Annotated in this window: 19 protein-coding genes; 16 read left to right on the forward strand and 3 right to left on the reverse strand. The window is 70.0% G+C overall.

Going from position 1 to position 21,492, the window contains the following annotated elements; genetic code table 11:
• Positions 1-108 precede the first annotated feature (108 nt).
• The 3 genes from KYT88_RS04445 to KYT88_RS04455 all read left to right on the forward strand — a co-directional run bounded on the left by KYT88_RS04445 (position 109) and on the right by KYT88_RS04455 (position 4,087).
• Positions 109-1,080 carry a carbohydrate ABC transporter permease gene (locus tag KYT88_RS04445; protein WP_043588345.1) on the forward strand — a complete coding sequence of 324 codons (972 nt, stop codon included), beginning with the start codon at positions 109-111 and terminating at the stop codon, positions 1,078-1,080.
• Complete coding sequence (locus KYT88_RS04450; RefSeq protein WP_012037553.1) at positions 1,077-2,066, forward strand: carbohydrate ABC transporter permease; 990 nt, start codon at positions 1,077-1,079, stop codon at positions 2,064-2,066. The genes KYT88_RS04445 and KYT88_RS04450 overlap by 4 nt, the downstream gene beginning before the upstream one ends.
• 140 nt (positions 2,067-2,206) lie before the next feature.
• Positions 2,207-4,087, forward strand: a complete 1,881-nt coding sequence (locus tag KYT88_RS04455) for an ABC transporter ATP-binding protein (protein WP_043588347.1) — start codon at positions 2,207-2,209, stop codon at positions 4,085-4,087.
• A gap of 55 nt (positions 4,088-4,142) precedes the next feature.
• On the opposite strand, the gene KYT88_RS04460 is transcribed toward KYT88_RS04455, so the two are convergent.
• Together KYT88_RS04460 and KYT88_RS04465 are read right to left on the reverse strand one after the other, a co-directional pair.
• Positions 4,143-4,910 carry a DUF305 domain-containing protein gene (locus KYT88_RS04460; protein WP_043588349.1) on the reverse strand — a complete coding sequence of 256 codons (768 nt, stop codon included), beginning with the start codon at positions 4,908-4,910 and terminating at the stop codon, positions 4,143-4,145.
• Between the two features lie 2 nt (positions 4,911-4,912).
• Complete coding sequence (locus tag KYT88_RS04465; RefSeq protein ID WP_043588351.1) at positions 4,913-5,656, reverse strand: thioredoxin-like domain-containing protein; 744 nt, start codon at positions 5,654-5,656, stop codon at positions 4,913-4,915.
• A gap of 169 nt (positions 5,657-5,825) precedes the next feature.
• On the opposite strand from KYT88_RS04465, the gene KYT88_RS04470 reads away from it, so the two are divergent.
• Positions 5,826-7,190, forward strand: coding sequence for a cystathionine beta-synthase (locus KYT88_RS04470; RefSeq protein ID WP_043588353.1), 1,365 nt, complete (start codon positions 5,826-5,828; stop codon positions 7,188-7,190).
• A gap of 50 nt (positions 7,191-7,240) precedes the next feature.
• Complete coding sequence (locus tag KYT88_RS04475; protein WP_043588354.1) at positions 7,241-8,413, forward strand: cystathionine gamma-synthase; 1,173 nt, start codon at positions 7,241-7,243, stop codon at positions 8,411-8,413.
• Between the two features lie 48 nt (positions 8,414-8,461).
• On the opposite strand, the gene KYT88_RS04480 is transcribed toward KYT88_RS04475, so the two are convergent.
• Positions 8,462-9,217, reverse strand: coding sequence for an RNase H family protein (locus KYT88_RS04480; protein ID WP_043588356.1), 756 nt, complete (start codon positions 9,215-9,217; stop codon positions 8,462-8,464).
• Between the two features lie 177 nt (positions 9,218-9,394).
• Here KYT88_RS04480 and KYT88_RS04485 point away from each other — a divergent pair, with 177 nt between their 5' ends.
• From KYT88_RS04485 to KYT88_RS04535, 11 genes are all read left to right on the forward strand, one after another.
• Positions 9,395-10,417 carry a LacI family DNA-binding transcriptional regulator gene (locus KYT88_RS04485; RefSeq protein ID WP_043588358.1) on the forward strand — a complete coding sequence of 341 codons (1,023 nt, stop codon included), beginning with the start codon at positions 9,395-9,397 and terminating at the stop codon, positions 10,415-10,417.
• Positions 10,418-10,596: 179 nt separating this feature from the next.
• On the forward strand, positions 10,597-12,300 hold the full coding sequence (gene araB, locus KYT88_RS04490; RefSeq protein WP_043588360.1) for a ribulokinase: 1,704 nt from the start codon (positions 10,597-10,599) through the stop codon (positions 12,298-12,300).
• Positions 12,297-13,007, forward strand: coding sequence for an L-ribulose-5-phosphate 4-epimerase (locus KYT88_RS04495; RefSeq protein WP_043588362.1), 711 nt, complete (start codon positions 12,297-12,299; stop codon positions 13,005-13,007). The genes araB and KYT88_RS04495 overlap by 4 nt, the downstream gene beginning before the upstream one ends.
• Positions 13,004-14,521, forward strand: a complete 1,518-nt coding sequence (gene araA / locus KYT88_RS04500; RefSeq protein ID WP_043588364.1) for an L-arabinose isomerase — start codon at positions 13,004-13,006, stop codon at positions 14,519-14,521. The genes KYT88_RS04495 and araA overlap by 4 nt, the downstream gene beginning before the upstream one ends.
• A 76-nt stretch (positions 14,522-14,597) precedes the next feature.
• Positions 14,598-15,728: a substrate-binding domain-containing protein gene (locus tag KYT88_RS04505; RefSeq protein ID WP_081841004.1), complete on the forward strand. Its 1,131-nt coding sequence runs from the start codon at positions 14,598-14,600 to the stop codon at positions 15,726-15,728.
• A 184-nt stretch (positions 15,729-15,912) separates the two neighbouring features.
• On the forward strand, positions 15,913-17,442 hold the full coding sequence (mmsA, locus tag KYT88_RS04510) for a multiple monosaccharide ABC transporter ATP-binding protein (protein WP_043588366.1): 1,530 nt from the start codon (positions 15,913-15,915) through the stop codon (positions 17,440-17,442).
• A gap of 5 nt (positions 17,443-17,447) precedes the next feature.
• Positions 17,448-18,635: a multiple monosaccharide ABC transporter permease gene (gene mmsB, locus KYT88_RS04515; protein WP_043588368.1), complete on the forward strand. Its 1,188-nt coding sequence runs from the start codon at positions 17,448-17,450 to the stop codon at positions 18,633-18,635.
• 297 nt (positions 18,636-18,932) lie between these two features.
• On the forward strand, positions 18,933-19,481 hold the full coding sequence (locus tag KYT88_RS04520; protein WP_051629440.1) for a response regulator transcription factor: 549 nt from the start codon (positions 18,933-18,935) through the stop codon (positions 19,479-19,481).
• Between the two features lie 186 nt (positions 19,482-19,667).
• Positions 19,668-20,225 (forward strand): hypothetical protein, encoded by a 558-nt coding sequence (locus KYT88_RS04525; RefSeq protein WP_147362329.1) that lies wholly within the window; start codon positions 19,668-19,670, stop codon positions 20,223-20,225.
• A 47-nt stretch (positions 20,226-20,272) separates the two neighbouring features.
• Positions 20,273-20,701 (forward strand): hypothetical protein, encoded by a 429-nt coding sequence (locus tag KYT88_RS04530; RefSeq protein ID WP_043588372.1) that lies wholly within the window; start codon positions 20,273-20,275, stop codon positions 20,699-20,701.
• A 232-nt stretch (positions 20,702-20,933) separates the two neighbouring features.
• Positions 20,934-21,473, forward strand: a complete 540-nt coding sequence (locus KYT88_RS04535) for a peptidoglycan-binding domain-containing protein (protein ID WP_043588374.1) — start codon at positions 20,934-20,936, stop codon at positions 21,471-21,473.
• Positions 21,474-21,492: the final 19 nt, after the last annotated feature.

Genomic DNA, 21,492 nt, shown 5'->3' on the forward strand with positions numbered 1-21,492 from the left:
CTGACCGGGCCGGCACCGGCTCCCGCATCCGTGCGGGGCCATGCGGGGCCGCCGCGGACGCGCGGCGGCCCCGCTCCCACATCCCCCGACCCGAAGGGCGAGACGTCCATGACGACCGCTGATCTGATCGGCAAGATCCTCCAGGTGGTGGTGGCGCTCGCCGTCTTCGCCGTGGTGATCGGGCTGATCCTCTTCCTCATCGACAAGGCGCCGAAGCGCGGCAAGGACTGGGTCCAGCTCGGCGCGTTCGTGCTCCCCGCGCTGATCCTGCTGGCCGTCGGCCTCATCTACCCGGCGTTCCGCACGACCCTCCTCGCCTTCCGCGACAACTCGGGGGAATGGGCCGGGTTCGACAACTTCGTCTGGATGTTCACCCAGCCGTCCGCGCTGCGCACGCTGCTCAACACGGTGATCTGGGTGATCTTCGTGCCGTTGCTGTCGACGGCCATCGGCCTCGCCTACGCCGTCTTCATCGACAAGTCGCGCGGCGAGAAGTACTTCAAGGCGCTCGTCTTCATGCCGATGGCCATCTCGTTCGTCGGCGCCGGCATCATCTGGCGCTTCGTCTACGACTACAAGTCGGGCGACAACGCGCAGATCGGCCTGCTCAACCAGATCCTCGTCTGGACGGGCCAGGAGCCCGTGCAGTGGCTGCAGACCTCGCCCATCAACACGGCGCTGCTCATCATCGTGATGATCTGGATCCAGACCGGCTTCGCCATGGTCGTGCTCTCCGCGAGCATCAAGGGCGTGCCGACCGAGCAGATCGAGGCCGCCCAGCTCGACGGCACCAACGCCTGGCAGCGCTTCACCAACGTGACGCTCCCCGGGATCCGCGGGTCGCTGGTCGTGGTGGTCACCACCATCTCCATCGCGACGCTCAAGGTGTTCGACATCGTCCGCACCATGACCGCGGGCAACTTCGACACGAGCGTCATCGCCAACGAGATGTACACGCAGGCGTTCCGCGCCGGCGAGCAGGGCCGCGGCTCGGCGCTCGCGATCGTGCTGTTCCTGATGGTGCTGCCGATCGTCATCTACAACGTCCGCGTCATGAGCAAGCAGAGGGAGATCCGATGAGCGTCGCACCCGCCGACCTGCCCGTCGCGGACCGCGGGACGCGCCGCGGCACCATCGAGCAGGCTGCCAGCGTCGGCGCGAAGAGCCGCCGCGTCAAGAACCGGCTCACGTCGCGCCGCGCCACGGTGGCCGCGCTCATCATCGCGGTGCTCTGGACGCTGCCGACCTTCGGCCTGTTCGTCTCGTCGTTCCGCCCGGCAGGCCTCATCCAGACCACGGGCTGGTGGACGATCTTCCAGAACCCGGGCTTCACGCTCGACAACTACCAGGACGTGCTGCTCTCCACCTCGCAGTCGTCGCCGCAGCTGGGCTCGTACTTCGTGAACTCGCTCGCCATCGCGATCCCGGCGACGCTGTTCCCGCTCGTCATCGCGTCCATGGCGGCGTACGCGTTCGCGTGGATCAAGTTCAAGGGCTCGAACTTCCTGTTCGTGCTGATCTTCGCCCTCCAGATCGTGCCGCTGCAGATGGCGCTCATCCCGCTGCTGCAGATGTTCACGCGCACCCTGCGCCCGCTGCAGGAGGCCGTGCACGGCGTGATCCCGCTCATCCCCGAGCAGGGCTACCTGCCGGTGTGGGTGGCGCACACGATCTTCGCGCTGCCGCTCGCGATCTTCCTGCTGCACAACTTCATCTCGGAGATCCCGGGCGAGGTCATCGAGGCGGCCCGGGTCGACGGCGCGAGCCACGGCCAGGTGTTCTTCCGCATCGTGCTGCCGCTGGCGCTCCCGGCCATCGCGTCGTTCGCGATCTTCCAGTTCCTCTGGGTCTGGAACGACCTGCTGGTGGCGCTGATCTTCTCGGGCGGCACCCCGGACGTCGCGCCGCTCACGCAGCGCCTCGCCGAGCTCACGGGCACGCGCGGGCAGGACTGGCAGCGGCTCACGGCGGCGGCGTTCGTCTCGCTCATCGTGCCGTTGATCGTGTTCTTCAGCCTCCAGCGCTACTTCGTCCGGGGCCTGCTGGCGGGATCCACGAAGGGCTGATCCCCACCCGCCCGACCCGGCCCGGTCACCCGCTCGCGCGGGCGGCCGGGCCGTCGTCATGCCCGGCGTCGGCGCCGGCGCGGGCGCAGGCGTGGTCGGGAGAGATCCCCCACGGGCGTAAAATCGCCGGAATGACGAGGATGGGCGACATCGCCGCGGGCGGCGGGATGCGCGGGGGCGGCGGACGCCGCGGACGGGTGAGCGCGGCCGACGCCGAGGCGCAGCGCAGGGCCAACGCCGAGGCGCCGCGCGTCGAGAACCTGCTGGGCCGGATCGCGGAGCTCTTCCAGCCCCACCGCCGGGCGCTGGTCCTCACCATCGCGCTCGTGCTGGTCGGCGCGGGCCTCACGGTCGTGCCGCCGCTGCTCACGCAGCAGGCCTTCGACCGCGGGCTCTTCCCGCCCACGGGCGGCCCGGACATCCCGGTGCTCGTCGAGCTCGTCGCCATCATGATCGCGATCTGGGTCGCGGGCGCGGGCCTCGGCGTCTGGCAGACGTACCTCACCGCGACGGTCGGCAACCGGGTGATGGGATCCATGCGCGTCGACCTGTTCCGCCACCTGCAGAGCATGGAGCTCGGCTTCTTCACGCGCACGAAGACGGGCGTGATCCAGTCCCGCCTGCAGAACGACGTGGGCGGTGTCGCCGCCGTCCTCACCAACACCGTCTCGAGCGTGCTCGGCAACACCGTGACCGTCATCGCGGCGCTCGTCGCGATGCTCGTGCTCAACTGGCAGCTGACCCTCGTGGCCGTCGTGCTGATGCCCGTGCTCGTCGTCGCGCAGCGCCGCGTCGGGCAGGTGCGGGCGCGGATCGCGTCGAAGACGCAGGAGTCGCTGTCGGACATGACCGCGATCACGCAGGAGACGCTCTCGGTCTCCGGGATCCTGCTCTCGAAGAGCTTCAACCGGCAGGCAGCCGAGACCGAGCGCTACGAGGCCGAGAACCGCACCCAGATCCGGCTGCAGGTGAGCCAGCAGATGAGCGGCCAGTGGTTCTTCGCGCTGGTGCAGATCTTCCTGTCGATCATCCCGGCCATCGTCTACGTGGTCGCGGGGTTCCTCATCACGGGCGGCGTCAGCGTCACGGCGGGCACCATCGTGGCGTTCACGACCGTGCAGGCGCGGCTCATGTGGCCGCTCATCGGCCTGATGCGCGTGGCGCTCGACCTCCAGACCTCGGGCGCCCTGTTCGCCCGCATCTTCGAGTACCTCGACCTCGAGCCCGCGATCCGCGACCGGCACGACGCCCGCCAGGTGGCCGCGGGCCCGTCCCTCGGCCGCGTCGCGTTCGACGACGTGCGCTTCTCCTACCCCGACACGCAGGCCGGCGAGCGGCCGACGCTCGACGGCATGTCGTTCGAGATCCAGCCGGGCCAGTTCGCGGCGTTCGTGGGTCCGTCGGGCGCGGGCAAGACCACGGTCTCGTACCTCATCCCGCGCTTCCACGACGTGACGGGCGGACGCGTGCTGTTCTCCGGCGAGGACGTGCGCGACCTCGAGCAGGAGTCGCTGCTGGAGAACATCGGCATCGTGAGCCAGGAGACGTACCTCTTCCACGCCACCATCGGCGAGAACCTCCGCTACGCGCGTCCGGATGCCACGCAGGAGCAGATCGAGCAGGCGGCCCGCGCCGCGAACATCCACCAGACCATCGCGTCGTTCCCCGACGGCTACGAGACGCTCGTGGGGGAGCGCGGCTACCGGCTCTCCGGCGGCGAGAAGCAGCGCATCGCCATCGCGCGCGTGCTGCTCAAGGACCCGGCCGTGCTGATCCTCGACGAGGCCACGAGCGCGCTCGACGCGATCTCGGAGCGCGTCGTGCAGCAGGCGCTCGACACGGCGTCACGCGGCCGCACCACGATCGCGATCGCGCACAGGCTGTCGACCGTCGTGGACGCGGACGTGATCTTCGTGGTCGTCGCCGGCCGCATCGTCGAGCAGGGCACCCACGTCGAGCTGCTCGCCCGCGGCGGCGAGTACGCGCGGCTCTACAGCGACCAGCGCACCGCGGCCGCCTGACCCGGACGCACGACCGCCCGCCCGCGAAGGCGGACGGGCGGTGCGACGGGGCGGCTCAGGAGCGCGCGTCGAGCAGCTGCTGCATGTAGAGGATCTCCTTGTCCTGGATCATGACCATGCCGTTGGCGAGGTCCGTCACCAGGGGGTTCCGCGAGCGATCGAGGAGGCCCTGGGCCATCTCGACGCCGCCGCGGTGGTGGGCGATCATCAGCGTGAGGAACTTGCGCTCCGCCGCGACGCCCGTGAGGCCCTGCAGCTCGTCGAGGTCGGCCTGCGACGCGAGGCCCGGCATCGTCGCGCCGGGGGTCATGTCCATCGAGGAGTGGTCGGTCTTTCCGTCGAGCGTCGGCAGCGTCATCCACGTCATGCGCGGCTGGGAGGGCGCCTGGTCGAGGCCCCACGAGGTGAGGAACGCGTACATCTGGCCGGCCTGCTGGGCCTGCGCCTGGGCGATGTCCTGCGCGATGAGCTTGACCTCGGGGTCGTCCGTGCGGTCGATGATCATGAGCGACATCTGCACGGCTTGCTCGTGGTGCACCTGCATGTCGCGGGAGAAGCCGGCCTCCGCGCTGTTCGTGCTGGGCGTGAGAGCCGAGACGGGCGCGGTGACGCGGCCGACGAGGAGCCCGGCGACCACCAGAGCCACCGCGACGATGCCGGCCGCGAGGCCGATGCGGATCCGGCGGCCGCGGGCGCGCGTCGCCTCGCCGTGCGCGACGAGGCCCTCGAGCTCCTCCTCGCGGATGTCGTCATCCGGGACGTGGTCGACGACGACGTCGCCGTCGTCCTGGCGGTCGGATCCGCCCGTGCCGCGGTCGGTCACGGTCAGCCGACCCGGCCCTCGCCCTCGAGGGCTCCGGTGCACGCGGCACCGGCCTCGGGGGCGTTCGGGCTCTTCCAGTACTTGGCCATGAAGTCCTTGATGCGCTGGTCGTCGATCGAGTCGACCTTCACCTGCGCGCCCCACGCGGACAGCGCGATGGGGGTGTCGAGGCCGTCGTACGGCGACATGGTGACGTAGCCGCCGAACGACTCCGCGTACTTCTGCAGCTTCGACAGGTCGTCGCCGGTGATCTTCGCGGCGTCGTAGGTGATCCACACGGCGCCGTGCTCGAGGTCGTGCACCGCGTTCTCGTTGGGCTGCGGCTGGTCGTAGATGCCGCAGTTGAGCCACATGGGGTTGTGCTCGCCGCCGGCGGGCGGGCTCATGCCGTCGTACAGCCCGGCGTAGTCGACGGGGGTCTGCACGTGCGTGCTGGGCAGGGAGTCCCAGGTGCGGAGACCCTCGATCGAGATGTCGGCCGGATCCTGCTTCGGCGTCCCGCTCGAGACGACCACGCCGATGACGACGGCGACCACGGCGACGGCGGCCACGGATCCCGTGATGATGCCGATGAGGCGGTTGCGGCGCGCGCGGTCCTGCTGCTTCTTCAGCGCCGCCACCTTCTCGGCGCGGCGGGCCTCGCGCTGCTGCTTGACCGTGAGGTCCTTCTGGGCCTGCTTGGCGGTCGGCGGGACGGGCCGTCCGCTCTCGTCGCCGGGGGGCGTGGTGTCGTCGCGTCGCGCCACGGAGGGTCCTTCTCTGCTGGGGGAATGTGCGGCCAGGTTACCGGCTCGGCCTGGACGGACCCTGCCCGCACGGGCCGCTCCGGCCCCGTAACACGGCGGGGACGCGCGCCTACACTGGACGAGCGGGGCCCACCGGACCGCACACCTGACACCGGGAGCGCCACCTCACGTGAAGTACGCCGACACGATCCTCGACCTCATCGGGAACACCCCGCTCGTGAAGCTCAACAAGGTGGTCGAGGGGATCTCGGCGACCGTGCTGGTGAAGGTCGAGTACCTCAACCCGGGCGGCAGCGCCAAGGACCGCATCGCGACGCGCATCATCGACGCCGCCGAGCGCGACGGCAAGCTGAAGCCGGGTGGCACCATCGTCGAGCCCACCTCCGGCAACACCGGCGTCGGCCTGGCGCTCGTCGCCCAGCAGCGCGGCTACCGCTGCGTCTTCGTCCTGCCCGACAAGGTCGGCGAGGACAAGCGCAACGTGCTGACGGCGTACGGCGCCGAGATCGTGGTCACGCCCACCTCGGTCGCGCCCGACCACCCCGACTCCTACTACTCGGTGAGCGACCGGCTCGCGCGGGAGATCCCCGGCGCCTTCAAGCCCGACCAGTACTCCAACCCCAACGGGCCGCTCAGCCACTACGAGACCACGGGCCCCGAGATCTGGCGCGACACGGAGGGCGAGATCACGCACTTCGTCGCGGGCGTCGGCACCGGCGGCACCATCAGCGGCGTCGGCCGCTACCTCAAGGAGGTGTCGGAGGGGCGCGTGCGCATCGTCGGCGCCGACCCCGAGGGATCCGTCTACTCCGGCGGCACCGGCCGCCCCTACCTCGTCGAGGGCGTGGGCGAGGACTTCTGGCCGGCGGCGTACGACCCCGACGTCGTCGACGAGGTCATCGCCTCCAGCGACCAGGAGTCGTTCGACATGACCCTGCGGCTCGCGCGCGAGGAGGGGCTGCTCGTCGGCGGATCCAGCGGCATGGCCGTCGTGTCCGCGCTCAAGGCCGCGAAGCACCTCGGCCCCGACGACGTGATGGTGATCCTCCTGCCCGACGGCGGCCGCGGCTACCTCGGCAAGATCTTCAACGAGAAGTGGATGCAGTCGTACGGCTTCGCGCGCGTCAACGGCCAGCGCACCGTCGCCGACGTCATGAGCGCCAAGACCGGCAGCCTGCCCGACCTCGTGCACGCGCACCCGAACGACACCATCCGCGACGCGATCCGCATCATGACCGAGTACGACGTGTCGCAGCTGCCGGTCCTCTCGGCCGAGCCGCCCGTCGTCATGGGCGAGGTCGCGGGCGCGGTCGACGAGCGGAGCCTGCTGGAGCTCGTCTTCAGCGGCCGCGCGCAGCTGTCCGACCAGGTCGGCCCCTTCGCGGGCGCGGCGTTCGGCCTCATCGGCGTGAACGAGACCGTGCCCGACGCATGGAGCGCGCTCGGATCCGCCGACGCCCTCATGGTGAGCGACGGCGGCAAGCCCGTGGGCGTGCTCACGCGGCACGACCTCCTCACCTACCTCACCGACTGATCCGTCGGCGCAGCACCCGCATCCCTCCCGACCCACAGAGACGAGTCCCCGTGAGCGACAAGCACGACTTCGACACCCGCGCGATCCACGCCGGACAGGACCCGGACCCCACCACGGGCGCCGTCATCCCGCCTCTCTACCTCACGAGCACCTTCGTGCAGGACGGGATCGGCGGGCTCCGCGATGGCTACGAATACGCCCGGAGCGCCAACCCCACGCGCACCGGCCTGCAGGAGCTGCTCGCCTCGCTCGAGAAGGGGAAGCACGCGTTCTCGTTCGCCTCGGGACTCGCCGCCGAGGACACGCTGCTGCGCGCGATCACCCGCCCCGGCGACCGCATCGTCCTGAGCGACGACGTGTACGGCGGCACATACCGCCTCCTCACGCGCGTGCTCGGCGACTGGGGGATCGTCGTCGAGACCGTCGACATGAGCGACCTCCAGGCGGTCGAGCGGGTGCTCGGATCCGGCCCGGCGAAGGTCCTCTGGGTCGAGACGCCCAGCAACCCGCTGATGAAGATCAGCGACATCCGCGCTCTCGCCGACCTCGGCCACGCGGCGGGCGCCGTGGTCGTCGTCGACAACACGTTCGCCTCGCCGTACCTGCAGCAACCGCTCACGCTCGGCGCCGACGTGGTCGTGCACTCCACCACCAAGTACCTCGGCGGCCACTCCGACGTGCTCGGCGGCGCCGTCATCCTCGACGACGACGCCCTCGCCGAGAAGGTCGGCTTCCTGCAGTTCGCCGTCGGCGCCGTCTCCGGACCCATGGACGCCTGGCTCACGACCCGCGGCATCAAGACCCTCGCCGTCCGCGTCGAGCGCCACTCCGCGAACGCCGAGGAGATCGCCGCGTTCCTGCAGCAGCACCCCGACGTCACGGCCGTGCACTACCCGGGCCTGCCCGAGCACCCCGGCCACGACATCGCGAAGGCGCAGATGACGGGCTTCGGCGGCATGATCTCGTTCCAGGTCCGCGGGGGAGCGAAGGCCGCGCGCCGCGTGGTCGAGGGGACGCGCGTGTTCCAGCTCGCGGAGTCGCTCGGCGGCGTGGAGTCGCTCATCAGCTACCCGTCAGAGATGACGCACGCGTCCGTCAAGGGCACGCCGCTCGAGGTGCCGGACGACCTGGTGCGCCTGTCGGTCGGCATCGAGTCCGTCGAGGACCTCGTCGTCGACCTCGAGCGCGCGCTCGGCAAGGCCCTCAAGCAGGGCAAGCACTAGTCGCGGACGACGGGGCGCGCCGCGGCGTCGCCCCGTCGAGCGTCGGCCTCAGGGCAGCAGCTCGCGCACGGCCTCGTCGACGCTCACGCCGCGCTCTCGCGCGTGGGCGCTGAGTCGCGCCATCGTGTCGCGGTCGAGCGCGATCGTGAGCGTGGTGTCGCCGGGCTCCGGTGCGATCTCCTCGTCGAACGCGTCGAAGTCGAACAGGCCCGGCTGCGCGGGGACCTCCGCCTCCAGCTCCTCCGCCGCCGCGGTCACGGGATCGGCCGCGCGCTCGGCGTCGGCCTCGACGGCCGCGGTCTCCGTCGCGTCGTCGGGGGATCCGACGCCGTCGGCCTCGTGGCCCGCCCAGCCGGGTCCCGCGGGGATCGCGCTCCGGCCCTGGAACGCGGTAGCCACAGCGCGCGCCCGCACGTCGGCGGCCTCGTTGAGCGGGTGGTTCGCGTGGCCCTTGACCCACTCGAAGCGGTAGCGGCGGCCCTGGATCTCGGCGTCGATCTCCTTGAGCAGCTCGACGTTGAGCACCGGCTTGCCGTCGCCCTTCCGCCAGCCCTTGCGCTTCCACCCCGGCATCCACTTGGTCACCGAGTTGATGACGTACTGGCTGTCGCAGAGCACGAGCAGGTCGTCGTCGAGGTGCGCGGTGGCGCGGAACAGCTCGAGCACGGCCTTCAGCTCGCCCTGGTTGTTGGTCGCGTGCGCCCAGCCCCCCGCCGCCCAGTGCTCGTCGTCGACGTACCAGGCCCAGCCGGCGGGTCCGGGGTTGCCGAGCGCGGATCCGTCTGCCGCGGCGGTGATCGTCACAGGTGGTGCCTCTCGTCGGGTGGACGACCAGTCTGCCGCAGCCGTCCCGCCGCGGGCGCGCGCCCTACCGGCGGCGGTCCATCCCGTGGCCATGAGGCATGTGACAGTCACATGTGACAATGTGACACCTGCGCCACGGGGCGCTGCCGGGCGGACGCCCGGACGGAGACGGGGTCGATGATGACGACGGAGACGCCGCGCGGCAGGGCGCCCAGCATCCGCGACGTCGCGCGCCTCGCCGGGGTCTCGCACCAGACGGTCTCGCGCGTACTCAACGACTCGCCCTCGCTCCGCGCCGAGACGCGCCAACGCGTGCTCGACGTGATGGAGCAGATCCAGTACCGCCCGAACCGCGCCGCCCGGGCCCTCGTCACCAGCCGCTCCCGCACCATCGGCGTGCTCACCGCCCAGAGCTCGCAGTACGGTCCGGCGTCCTCCATCGCCGCGATCGAGGCGGCCGCCCGCGAGGCCGGCTACCTCGTCACGACCACGAACCTGCCCTCGTCCGACGAGGCCGCGATCCAGGTCGCGCTCGGCCACCTCGTCGACCAGGCCGTGGAGGGACTCGTGGTCGTGGCGCCGCAGGTGCGGGTGCGCGAGGTCATCGCGAGCATGTCCCTCGACGTCCCCTACGTGACCATGCAGAGCGACGGGCGCGGCGACGCGCACGACCTCTCCGTCGACCAGATCGCGGGCGCGCGCCTCGCCACGCGTCACCTGCTCGAGCTCGGCCACCGCGACATCTACCACCTCGCCGGTCCGCAGGACTGGATCGAGGCGGAGGCGCGGATGCGCGGCTTCCTCGATGCGATGTCGGCCGCCGAGGTGCCCACCACGGCGCCCATCCTCGGCGACTGGACCGCGGAGTTCGGGTTCTACGCGGGCCGCGAGATGCTGCGCCTCCGCGACTTCACGGCGATCTTCTCCAGCAACGACCAGATGGCCCTCGGGCTCATCCACGCCGTGCGCGACGCGGGCCTCGACGTGCCGGGCGACGTCAGCATCGTCGGCTTCGACGACATCCCGGAGGCCGCGCACTTCTGGCCGCCGCTCACGACCGTCCGCCAGGACTTCGCCGAGGTCGGCCGCCGCTGCGTCGCGCTGCTGCTCGACGGGATGGGCGGCACGGGGGACAGGTACCGCGGCACGATCACGCCGGAGCTGGTCGTCCGCGCATCCACCGGCCCGCCCTCCTCGTGATCGGGTGGCCGCCCGGCCCCGTCCTCCCCAGCCGCCGCCACCCCACTTCGAGGGGGTGGGGCGTCTCCGGTTGACAGGTCGATCCCGGGCGTGTGTAGAGTGACATCCGCTGATGTGACCGTTCACATCGGCAGGCGGTCTTCCCGGATCGCCATGCATCAGACGAAGGAGTCGATCCCGTGCCCAGCGCCCCCGTGAGCACCGCAGCCGAGGCCCAGCCCGGCACGGACGCCGAGAGCTACGTCATCGGGGTCGACTACGGCACCCTCTCCGGCCGTGCGGTCGTGGTGCGCGTCTCGGACGGCGTCGAGCTCGGCTCCGGCGTCCTCGACTACCCGCACGCGGTGATGGACGACACGCTCGCCGCGACCGGCGCGCAGCTGCCGCCCGAGTGGGCCCTCCAGGTCCCGAGCGACTACGTGGACGTGCTCAAGCAGGCCGTCCCCGCCGCCGTCCGCGAGGCCGGCATCGACCCCGTCCGCGTCATCGGCATCGGCACCGACTTCACCGCGTGCACCATGGTCCCCACGCTCGCCGACGGCACCCCGCTCAACGAGGTCGAGGGTCTCGCCGACCGCCCGCACGCGTACGTCAAGCTCTGGAAGCACCACGCGGCGCAGTCGCACGCCGACCGCATCAACGCGCTGGCCGAGGAGCGCGGCGAGAAGTGGCTGGCCCGCTACGGCGGCCTCATCTCCAGCGAGTGGGAGTTCGCCAAGGGCCTCCAGCTGCTCGAGGAGGACCCGGAGCTCTACGCCCTCATGGACCACTGGGTCGAGGCGGCCGACTGGATCGTCTGGCAGCTCACCGGCAGCTACGTCCGCAACGCCTGCACCGCCGGCTACAAGGGCATCCTCCAGGACGGCGAGTACCCCACCCGCGACTTCCTCGGCGCCCTGAACCCCGACTTCGCCACGTTCGCCGAGGACAAGGTCGCGCACGAGATCGGCCAGCTCGGATCCGCCGCCGGCACGCTCTCCGCCGAGGCCGCCGCCTGGACCGGTCTGCCCGAGGGCATCGCGGTCGCGGTCGGCAACGTCGACGCGCACGTCACCGCGCCCGTCGCCCGCGCCGTCGAGCCCGGCCAGATGGTCGCCATCATGGGCACGAGCACCTGCCACGTCATGAACAGCGACGTGCTCACCGAGGTCCCCGGCATGTGCGGCGTCGTCGACGGCGGCATCGTCTCGGGGCTCTACGGCTACGAGGCCGGCCAGTCCGGCGTCGGCGACATCTTCGCCTGGTACGTCAAGAACCAGGTGCCCGCGCGCTACGCCGAGGAGGCCGCTGCCGCGGGCAAGAGCGTGCACCAGCACCTCACCGACCTCGCGGCCGACCAGCCCGTCGGCGGCCACGGCCTCGTGGCGCTCGACTGGCACTCGGGCAACCGCTCGGTCCTCGTCGACCACGAGCTCTCCGGCCTCGTCATCGGCACCACGCTCACCACGCGCACCGAGGAGGTCTACCGGGCTCTGCTCGAGGCGACCGCGTTCGGCACGCGGAAGATCGTCGAGACCTTCGCCGCGTCCGGCGTCCCCGTCACCGAGTTCATCGTCGCGGGCGGCCTGCTGAAGAACGCGTTCCTCATGCAGGCCTACAGCGACATCCTCCGCCTCCCCATCTCGGTCATCACGAGCGAGCAGGGCCCGGCGCTGGGATCCGCGATCCACGCCGCCGTCGCCGCGGGCGCCTACCCGGACGTGCGCGTCGCGGGCGACGCCATGGGGAAGGTCGAGCGCGGCAGGTACCAGCCCAGCGAGGAGCGCGCGCTCGCCTACGACCGCCTCTACGAGGAGTACTCGACGCTCCACGACCACTTCGGCCGCGGCGCCAACGACGTCATGAAGCGCCTCAAGTCGCTGAAGAGGGAGGCCCGCGCGTGAGCGGCTTCGCCCCCGAGATCGAGGTCGCGGTCGCCCGCGTCCGCTCCGAGGTCTCCCGCCTGCACGGCGAGCTCGTGCGCTACGGCCTCGTGGTCTGGACCGGCGGCAACGTCTCCGGCCGCGTCCCCGGCGCCGACCTGTTCGTCATCAAGCCGTCCGGCGTGAGCTACGACGACCTGAGCCCCGAGAACATGATCCTCTGCGACCTCGACGGCAACGTGATCCCGGACACCCCCGGCTCGCGCAACGCCCCGTCGAGCGACACCGCGGCGCACGCGTACGTCTACCGCAACATGCCCGAGGTGGGCGGCGTGGTCCACACGCACTCGACCTACGCGGTCGCATGGGCGGCCAGGCGCGAGCCCATCCCGTGCGTCATCACCGCGATGGCGGACGAGTTCGGCGGCGAGATCCCCGTCGGCCCGTTCGCGATCATCGGCGACGACTCGATCGGCCGCGGCATCGTCGAGACGCTCACCGGGCACCGCTCGCGCGCCGTCCTGATGGCCGGCCACGGGCCCTTCACCATCGGCAAGGACGCGAAGGACGCCGTCAAGGCGGCCGTGATGGTCGAGGACGTGGCACGCACCGTGCACATCTCCCGCCAGCTCGGCGAGCCCGCGCCGCTCCCCATCGACGCCGTCGACTCCCTGTTCGACCGCTACCAGAACGTCTACGGACAAGCACCCCAAGGAGCCCTGAAGTGAGCCGCATCACCACCTCCCTCGACCACTACGAGGTCTGGTTCCTCACGGGCAGCCAGAACCTCTACGGCGAGGAGACGCTCCAGCAGGTCGCCGAGCAGTCGCAGGAGATCGCCCGGCAGCTCGAGGAGGCGTCGGACATCCCCGTCCGCGTCGTGTGGAAGCCCGTCCTCAAGGACTCCGACAGCATCCGCCGCATGGCCCTCGAGGCCAACGCGAGCGACCGCACCATCGGCCTCATCGCGTGGATGCACACGTTCAGCCCCGCGAAGATGTGGATCCAGGGCCTCGACGCCCTGCAGAAGCCCTTCCTCCACCTGCACACGCAGGCCAACGTCGCGCTGCCCTGGAGCAGCATCGACATGGACTTCATGAACCTCAACCAGGCCGCGCACGGCGACCGCGAGTTCGGCTACATCCAGTCGCGCCTCGGCGTCGTCCGCAAGACGGTCGTCGGCCACGTGAGCACCGAGTCCGTGCGCGCCAGCATCGGCACGTGGATGCGCGCCGCCGCCGGCTGGGCCGCCGTCCACGAGCTGAAGGTCGCCCGCTTCGGCGACAACATGCGCAACGTCGCGGTCACCGAGGGCGACAAGACGGAGGCCGAGCTCAAGTTCGGCGTCAGCGTCAACACGTGGGGCGTCAACGACCTCGTCGAGCGCGTGGACGCGGCGACCGAGGCCGAGATCGACGCGCTGGTCGACGAGTACGAGACCCTCTACGACATCCAGCCCGAGCTGCGGCGCGGCGGGGAGCGCCACGAGTCGCTCCGCTACGGCGCGGCCATCGAGGTCGGGCTCCGTTCGTTCCTCGAGGAGGGCGGCTTCGGCGCCTTCACCACGAGCTTCGAGGACCTCGGCGGCCTCCGCCAGCTCCCCGGCCTGGCCGTCCAGCGGCTCATGGCCGAGGGCTACGGCTTCGGCGCCGAGGGCGACTGGAAGACGGCCGTGCTGATCCGCGCGGCGAAGGTCATGGGCTCGGGGCTCCCGGGTGGCGCGAGCCTCATGGAGGACTACACGTACCACCTCGTCCCCGGCGAGGAGAAGATCCTGGGCGCGCACATGCTCGAGATCTGCCCCACGCTCACCACCGGCCGCCCGAGCCTCGAGATCCACCCGCTCGGCATCGGCGGGCGCGAGGATCCCGTGCGCCTCGTCTTCGACACCGACCCCGGCCCCGCGGTCGTCGTCGCCATGTCGGACATGCGCGACAGGTTCCGCATCGTCGCCAACGTCGTGGAGGTCGTGCCGCTCGACGAGCCGCTCCCGAACCTGCCCGTCGCCCGCGCCGTGTGGAAGCCCGCGCCGGATCTCGCGACGAGCGCAGCGGCCTGGCTAACCGCCGGGGCCGCCCACCACACGGTCATGAGCACGCAGGTCGGCGTCGAGGTCTTCGAGGACTTCGCCGAGATCGCGCGCACCGAGCTCCTCGTCATCGACGAGGACACGACCCTCAAGGGTTTCACCAAGGAAGTCCGCTGGAACCAGGCGTACCACCGCCTGGCCCAGGGCCTGTAACACCCACACCAGGGGTGCGCATCCGGCGCAGAAGCCGGGCGAGCGCCTCACAGCAGCAGTACGAAAGGACACGACCGTGAAGATGAAGAAGGTACTCGTCGGCATCGCCGCCACGAGCATCGCCCTCTCCCTCGCCGCCTGCTCCGGCGGCGGCGGCGGAGGCCGCGGCGGCAGCGCCGGCGGCACCGAGGACAACAAGGGCGCCCTCGTCGGCGTCGCCATGCCCACCAAGACGAGCGAGCGCTGGGTCGACGACGGCAACAACGTCAACGACCAGCTCACCAAGCTCGGCTACAAGGTCGACCTGCAGTACGCGAACGACAAGGTGCAGGACCAGATCTCGCAGATCGAGACGATGCTCAACAAGGGCGCCAAGGCGCTCATCGTCGCGTCGATCGACGGCACCGCGCTGACCCAGGTCCTCAAGACCGCGGCCGACGACGGCGTCAAGGTCATCGCGTACGACCGCCTGATCAACGGCACCGAGGACGTCGACTACTACACGACGTTCGACAACCAGCAGGTCGGCGTGCTCCAGGGCAACTCCCTCCTGCAGGGCCTCGGTCTCGTGGACGCCGACGGCAAGGCCACCGGCAGCACCGAGAAGAAGACCATCGAGGTCTTCGCCGGCAGCCCGGACGACAACAACGCGCAGTTCTTCTACGACGGCGCGATGAGCGTCCTGAAGCCGTTCCTCGAGTCCGGCCAGATCACGATCGGCTCCGGCCAGTCGGACTTCAGCCAGGTCGCGATCCAGCAGTGGAAGCAGGAGGGCGCACAGGCCCGCATGGAGAACCTGCTCTCCGGCTCGTACCCCGGCAGCGCCAAGCCGGACGGCGTCCTCTCGCCGTACGACGGCCTGTCGCGCGGCATCATCCAGGCCCTGACCTCGGCCGGCGTCGCCAGCGACGCCATGCCGATCATCACGGGCCAGGACGGCGAGAAGGCGTCCGACAAGCTCATCCTCGACGGCGTCCAGTACTCGACGATCTTCAAGGACACGCGCCTGCTCGGCAAGGAGGCCGTCACGATGGTCGACGACCTGCTCACCGGCGGCACGCCCGACGCTCCTGACTCCTACAACAACAAGGTGAAGGACGTCCCGACCAAGCAGTTCGCCCCCGTGACCGTGACGAAGGACAACCTCGTCGAGGTCATCGTGGACAGCGGCTACTACACGCAGGACGAGATCGACAAGGGCGAGTAGCCCCCTCCCGCGCCGCCCCGGCGGCGCACCCGGCCGGGGGGCGCGGCCGGGGCCCCCCCCCCCCCTCCACCGGCTCGGGCCGGCCGCGCACCGCGGCCGGCCGGATCCCGGACGGCGGTCACCCGCCGTCCGCAGCACCACCGCCGGGAACCCGGCACCACCATCCACACAAGTGAGGCAGGCCATGGCCAACCACATTCTCGAGATGCGCGGCATCACCAAGACGTTCCCCGGCGTCAAGGCGCTGCAGGACGTCACTCTCGAGGTCACGCGCGGCACGTGCCACGCGATCTGCGGCGAGAACGGCGCGGGCAAGTCGACCCTGATGAAGGTCCTCTCGGGCGTCTACCCGGCCGGTTCCTACGACGGCGACATCGTCCTCGAGAACGAGGTCGTCAAGTTCTCCAGCATCCGCGACAGCGAGAAGTCGGGCGTGGTGATCATCCACCAGGAGCTCGCGCTGAGCCCCTTCCTCTCCATCGCGGAGAACATCTTCCTCGGCAACGAGATCTCCAAGGGCGGCTTCATCGACTGGAACGCCACCAACGTGGAGGCCGCGAAGCTCCTCGCCCGTGTCGGGCTGAGCGACAACCCGGCCACCAAGATCGCCGACATCGGCGTGGGCAAGCAGCAGCTCGTGGAGATCGCGAAGGCCCTCTCCAAGGAGGTGAAGCTCCTCATCCTCGACGAGCCCACCGCGGCGCTGAACGACGAGGACTCCGCCCACCTGCTCGACCTGATCAAGCACCTCAAGGGCCAGGGCATCACGAGCATCATCATCAGCCACAAGCTGAACGAGATCAAGGCGATCGCCGACGCGGTGACGATCATCCGCGACGGCAAGACCATCGAGACCCTCGACCTCGCGCGCGACTCCATCAGCGAGGAGCGCATCATCAAGGGCATGGTCGGCCGCGACCTGCAGAGCCGCTACCCCGACCGCACGCCGGACATCGGCGAGGAGGTCCTCCGCATCGAGGACTGGACGGTCCACCACCCGCAGGAGCACTCCCGGGTCATCGTCGACCACGCCAACCTCAACGTCCGCGCAGGCGAGGTCGTCGGCATCGCCGGCCTCATGGGCGCGGGTCGCACCGAGCTCGCGATGAGCGTCTTCGGCCGCTCCTACGGCGCGAACATCTCCGGCAAGCTCTACAAGCGCGGCAAGGAGATCCAGGCCAAGACGGTCGGCGACGCCATCAAGCACGGCATCGCGTACGCCACCGAGGACCGCAAGCACTACGGCCTCAACCTCATCGACGACATCAAGCGCAACGTCTCCGGCGCCGCGCTGGACAAGCTGGCCAAGGCCGGCTGGGTCGACGCGAACCAGGAGTACGTGGTGGCCGACGGCTACCGGAAGTCGATGAACATCAAGGCCCCGAGCGTGGGCGCCATCACCGGGAAGCTCTCCGGCGGCAACCAGCAGAAGGTCGTCCTCTCCAAGTGGATGTTCTCCGACCCGGACGTGCTCATCCTCGACGAGCCCACCCGAGGCATCGACGTCGGCGCCAAGTACGAGATCTACACGATCATCAACGCGCTCGCCGCGCAGGGGAAGGCCGTCATCGTCATCTCCAGCGAGCTGCCCGAGCTGCTCGGCATCTGCGACCGCATCTACGCCCTCTCCGCCGGGCGGATCACGGGACAGCTGCCGATCGCCGAGGCGACCCCCGAGAGCCTCATGTCCTACATGACCAAGGAAAAGGAATAGCAAGCATGTCCAGTCTCAGCAGTGTGGCGGGTTTCCTCGTCAGTCGCCTCAGGCAGATCGGCATCTTCATCGCGCTGATCGCGATCGTGGTGCTGTTCCAGATCCTCACGAACGGGACGCTCCTCGAGCCCCGCAACGTCACGAGCATCGTCGTCCAGAACGCCTACATCCTGATCCTCGCGATCGGCATGGTGATGGTCATCATCGCCGGCCACATCGACCTGTCGGTCGGCTCGGTGGTGGCCCTCGTCGGCGCCGTCTCGGGTGTGTTCGCGGTGAACTGGGGTCTGCCCTGGTACGTCTCCATCGTCTTGAGCCTCGTGATCGGCGGCCTCATCGGCGCCTGGCAGGGCTTCTGGGTGGCGTACGTCGGCATCCCGGCCTTCATCGTGACCCTGGCGGGCATGCTCACGTTCCGCGGCCTCGCGCAGATCGTCCTGCAGAACCGCCCCATCACGCCGTTCCCGGACGAGTACGTCTCCGTAGGCGCGGGCTTCCTGCCCGACCCCTCGGGCGGCACGTCCTACCTCGAGTGGGTCACCGTCACGCTGGGCGTGCTGGCCGCGGTCTTCCTCGTCGCGCAGCAGCTCCGCGAGCGTCGCGCCCGCGTCAAGCTCAACCTCGAGGACGAGCCCTTCGCCTGGTTCATCACGAAGCTCGCCACCATCGCGATCCTCGTGCTCGGCATCACGTACCTGCTCGCCAGCTACCAGGGCACCCCGATCGTGCTCGTCATCCTCGCGGTCCTGGTGTTCGTCTACACGGCGGTGATGAACCGCAGCATCTTCGGCCGGCACATCTACGCCCGAGGCGGCAACCTCAACGCCGCGCAGCTGTCCGGCATCAACACGAAGCGCGTGGACTTCCTGCTCTTCGTGAACATGGGCGTCCTGGCAGCGCTCGCGGGCATCGCCTTCACGGCGCGCAGCAACTCGGCGCTCCCGGGCGCCGGCAACGGGTTCGAGCTCGACGCCATCGCCGCGGTCTTCATCGGCGGAGCAGCGGTCACCGGCGGCATCGGCACCGTGATCGGCGCCATGATCGGTGGTCTGATCATGGGCGTGCTGAACAACGGCATGCAGCTGCTCGGCCTGGGCACGGAGTACCAGCAGCTCATCAAGGGCCTCGTGCTCCTGCTGGCCGTCGCGTTCGACGTGTTCAACAAGAGCCGCGGATCCAAGTCCGCGACCTGATCCACCCGCAGCACCCGCGCTGACGCGCACCCGAAGGGCCCGGCATCCACACGGATGCCGGGCCCCTCGTGCGTCAGAGGACCGGGAGTCGGACGGGAGAACGCGGACCAGGGAGACGCTCACCCCGTTAGCTTCGGTCTCCATGGACGGCATGGCGCTGGCCCGGGTGGGCATGCCGACATCGACGGCCACGCCCCAGGGCGGAGGACCCCATCTGCTCGGCGGGGGCGCGGGATCCGGATGCCGGGGGAGCCATGGCGCCCCCGGAGTGGACGGTCCTCGATGAGAGGCCGTGCCGTGCGCGTCGTGCTCGTGGTCGGTCCCGGGCTCCTTCAGGAGGGGATGCGTGCGCTGCTGCTCGCCGAAGACGACATCGACGTCGTGGGCGTGTGCGAAGACGGACGCACCGCTGCGCGTGCCTGCATCGAGCAGGACGCGGACGTGCTCGTCGTCGACGCCCGCCTCCTGGGTGCGCAGCTGCAGCGCCAGGCCGCCGGCATCCGCACACGGCATCCCGGGTTCCGGGTCGTGTCGCTGCACGAGGGTGGGCAGCCCCTCAGCGGGGTGCCCGCCGATGAGGCCTGCTCGGACGCGCGAGTGTCGACGACCGCGTCGTTCGCCGTGCTGGTGGGAACTGTCCGGGGCGCTCTCCGGTCAGCCGGAACGCCGCAGCGTCTAACGGCCCGCGAGGTCGAGGTCGTGGTGCTCCTGGCGCGGGCTCTGACCAACAGGCAGATCGCCCACCGTCTCGGGATAGCGCCGGGGACCGTGAAGCGGCACGTCAGCAATGTGATGGGGAAGCTAGGAGCTGTCTCGCGGCTCGACGTGGTGAACCGGATGCGCTGATCGCCTCGGAGCCGGATTCCCGCGTCGGTCACGCGGGCGCGGCGCCTCCATTCCTATCCCATCCGGCGGAGGAATCAATATGGCCCGAACGGCGCATGTGCCCCGGGGTCTGGGGAGATATCGTCACAAATGCCCGGGGATCGGAATGGAAATCGACCCGGATATCGATTGAGGCTCATGCGACACGTGAAGTTGTACTCAGGGATCGGGGCCGTCGTGCTGATCGGCGCCTGCCTGTCATCGGCGCTGCCGGCGATGGCCGGTCCGCAGAAGGCGGTCGACCACGCAGCCGAACCGACGGTGACGGCGGACGGCCACGAATTCTATTCCCAAGATCAGATCGACGCGGCATGGCAGAAGGCCGTCGGGGAATTCACGGGGGTGCTCCCGGCGGGTCGGCATTTCCCGGAGCTCGCCCCCTCGTTCTTCCACCCCGCGGACGGGACCGAATACTCCTACGAGGCCGGGATCCCCGCGCAGATCGTGGCCCGCTACTCCAGGTGCGCCTGGCTGCAGGAGTCGGACGCCTTCACGCCGAACACCGTCCTCAGCGTCTATCCGGAGAGCGAGATCGACGCGCAGCTCGATCCGGCGGCATGGCAGGCCATGCCGGCGGTGAAGGAGAGCATGGACGTCTCCGCCTACCTCGCCTCCGTGGACGACTACGCCCGCGCGACCGGGCAGGACCCGCGAGCGGTCGAGTTCCGGAGCGAGTGCGCCGTCTACACGGAGTCGAACCGATGAGGGCGCGTGAGCGGTCGGGCCTCCGGCGGTGGAGGCGATCGACCGGGATGTCCCTCCTCGCGGGTGCAATCGTCCTCGGGGCCGTGGTGACGGTGGCCGAACCCGCATCCGCGGATCAGGAGCACATCACCGGAAGCCAGGAGACCTTCGTGAACGTGATGTACCAGCACGCTCGATACGAGAACAACGCCCGCAATGGGGAGAGCGTGAAGATCACGTCGGTCTCCCGAGGAGCGGGCGGCACGTACTCGATGGGCATGCGGCGACCTGGGGTCAGCGCTTCGTATGCGAAGGCGACGGGGATCCCCGAGCTCGGGCAGACCTTCACGCCGTTCAAGAGCGTGAGCACCGGGACGATCGGCAATCCGCCCGGCACCTTCTACCTCACGGTCTCGATCGTCGGGGGCTGCGGGGGAGACGGCTGCGGCACGATCGACTGGGGAGCGGAACTCCGCTACAACCTGCCGCTGCACTGAGGTCGAGCCGGCGCGCTGGACACCGAGCTGAGTGAGCGCGGCCGGTCTGAGCGATGCAGAGGGCCCGGCATCCACGAGGATGCCGGGCCCCCGTCGTGGGACGAGTCGCGGTGGGGGAGAGATGCGTGTGCATCACGGCGACCCGGATACGATCCCGAGCGCCCGCCACCGCACCGCGGACGGCGGGTTCGTCATGAACTCCTTGATGCGCCTCGAGCGCAAGTGATGCCCCATGCAGATCCGTCTCAGTTCCGTTTCCGCTGCGGTCCTCGTGATGCTGGCCTCGGCCGCCTTCGCCGGTCCCGCCGCTCATGCCGCGTCGTCATCCACGACTTCCGACCGAGGCGCGACCGCGAGTCGCGCAGCCGACGATCCCCAGGCGAAGGACGGCCACGAGCTCGTCCAGCAGGGGGCGAGCGTGAGTCGCGCTCTCCACATCTGCAACGAAGGCGGCGACGTCGTCGGCGAGGGCCGCGCGTTGAATCACATACCCGTGTACTTCGACGGGGACACCAGTACCGGTGCATGTCTCCTCAGGAAGGGAGGTGTCACGAGCTATGGCGTACAGGCGTTGCAGACGTCGCTCGACCAGTGCTACGGGAAGGACCTCGGTGTGGACGGGACGTTCGCGAATGCCATGTACCGGGCGCTGATCCAGGTCCAGCGGCAGATCGGCGTCACCGCCGATGGCATCTACGGGCCCAACACCGGGAAGGCCATGATCCAAGCCGGGGACGTCTGCCGTCAGCTGCCGGCTGACGACTTCAGGTGAGCGGCGCGCCGTGCTCGGG

Source organism: Clavibacter sp. A6099 (genome assembly GCF_021919125.1).
Lineage (GTDB): Bacteria > Actinomycetota > Actinomycetes > Actinomycetales > Microbacteriaceae > Clavibacter > Clavibacter seminis.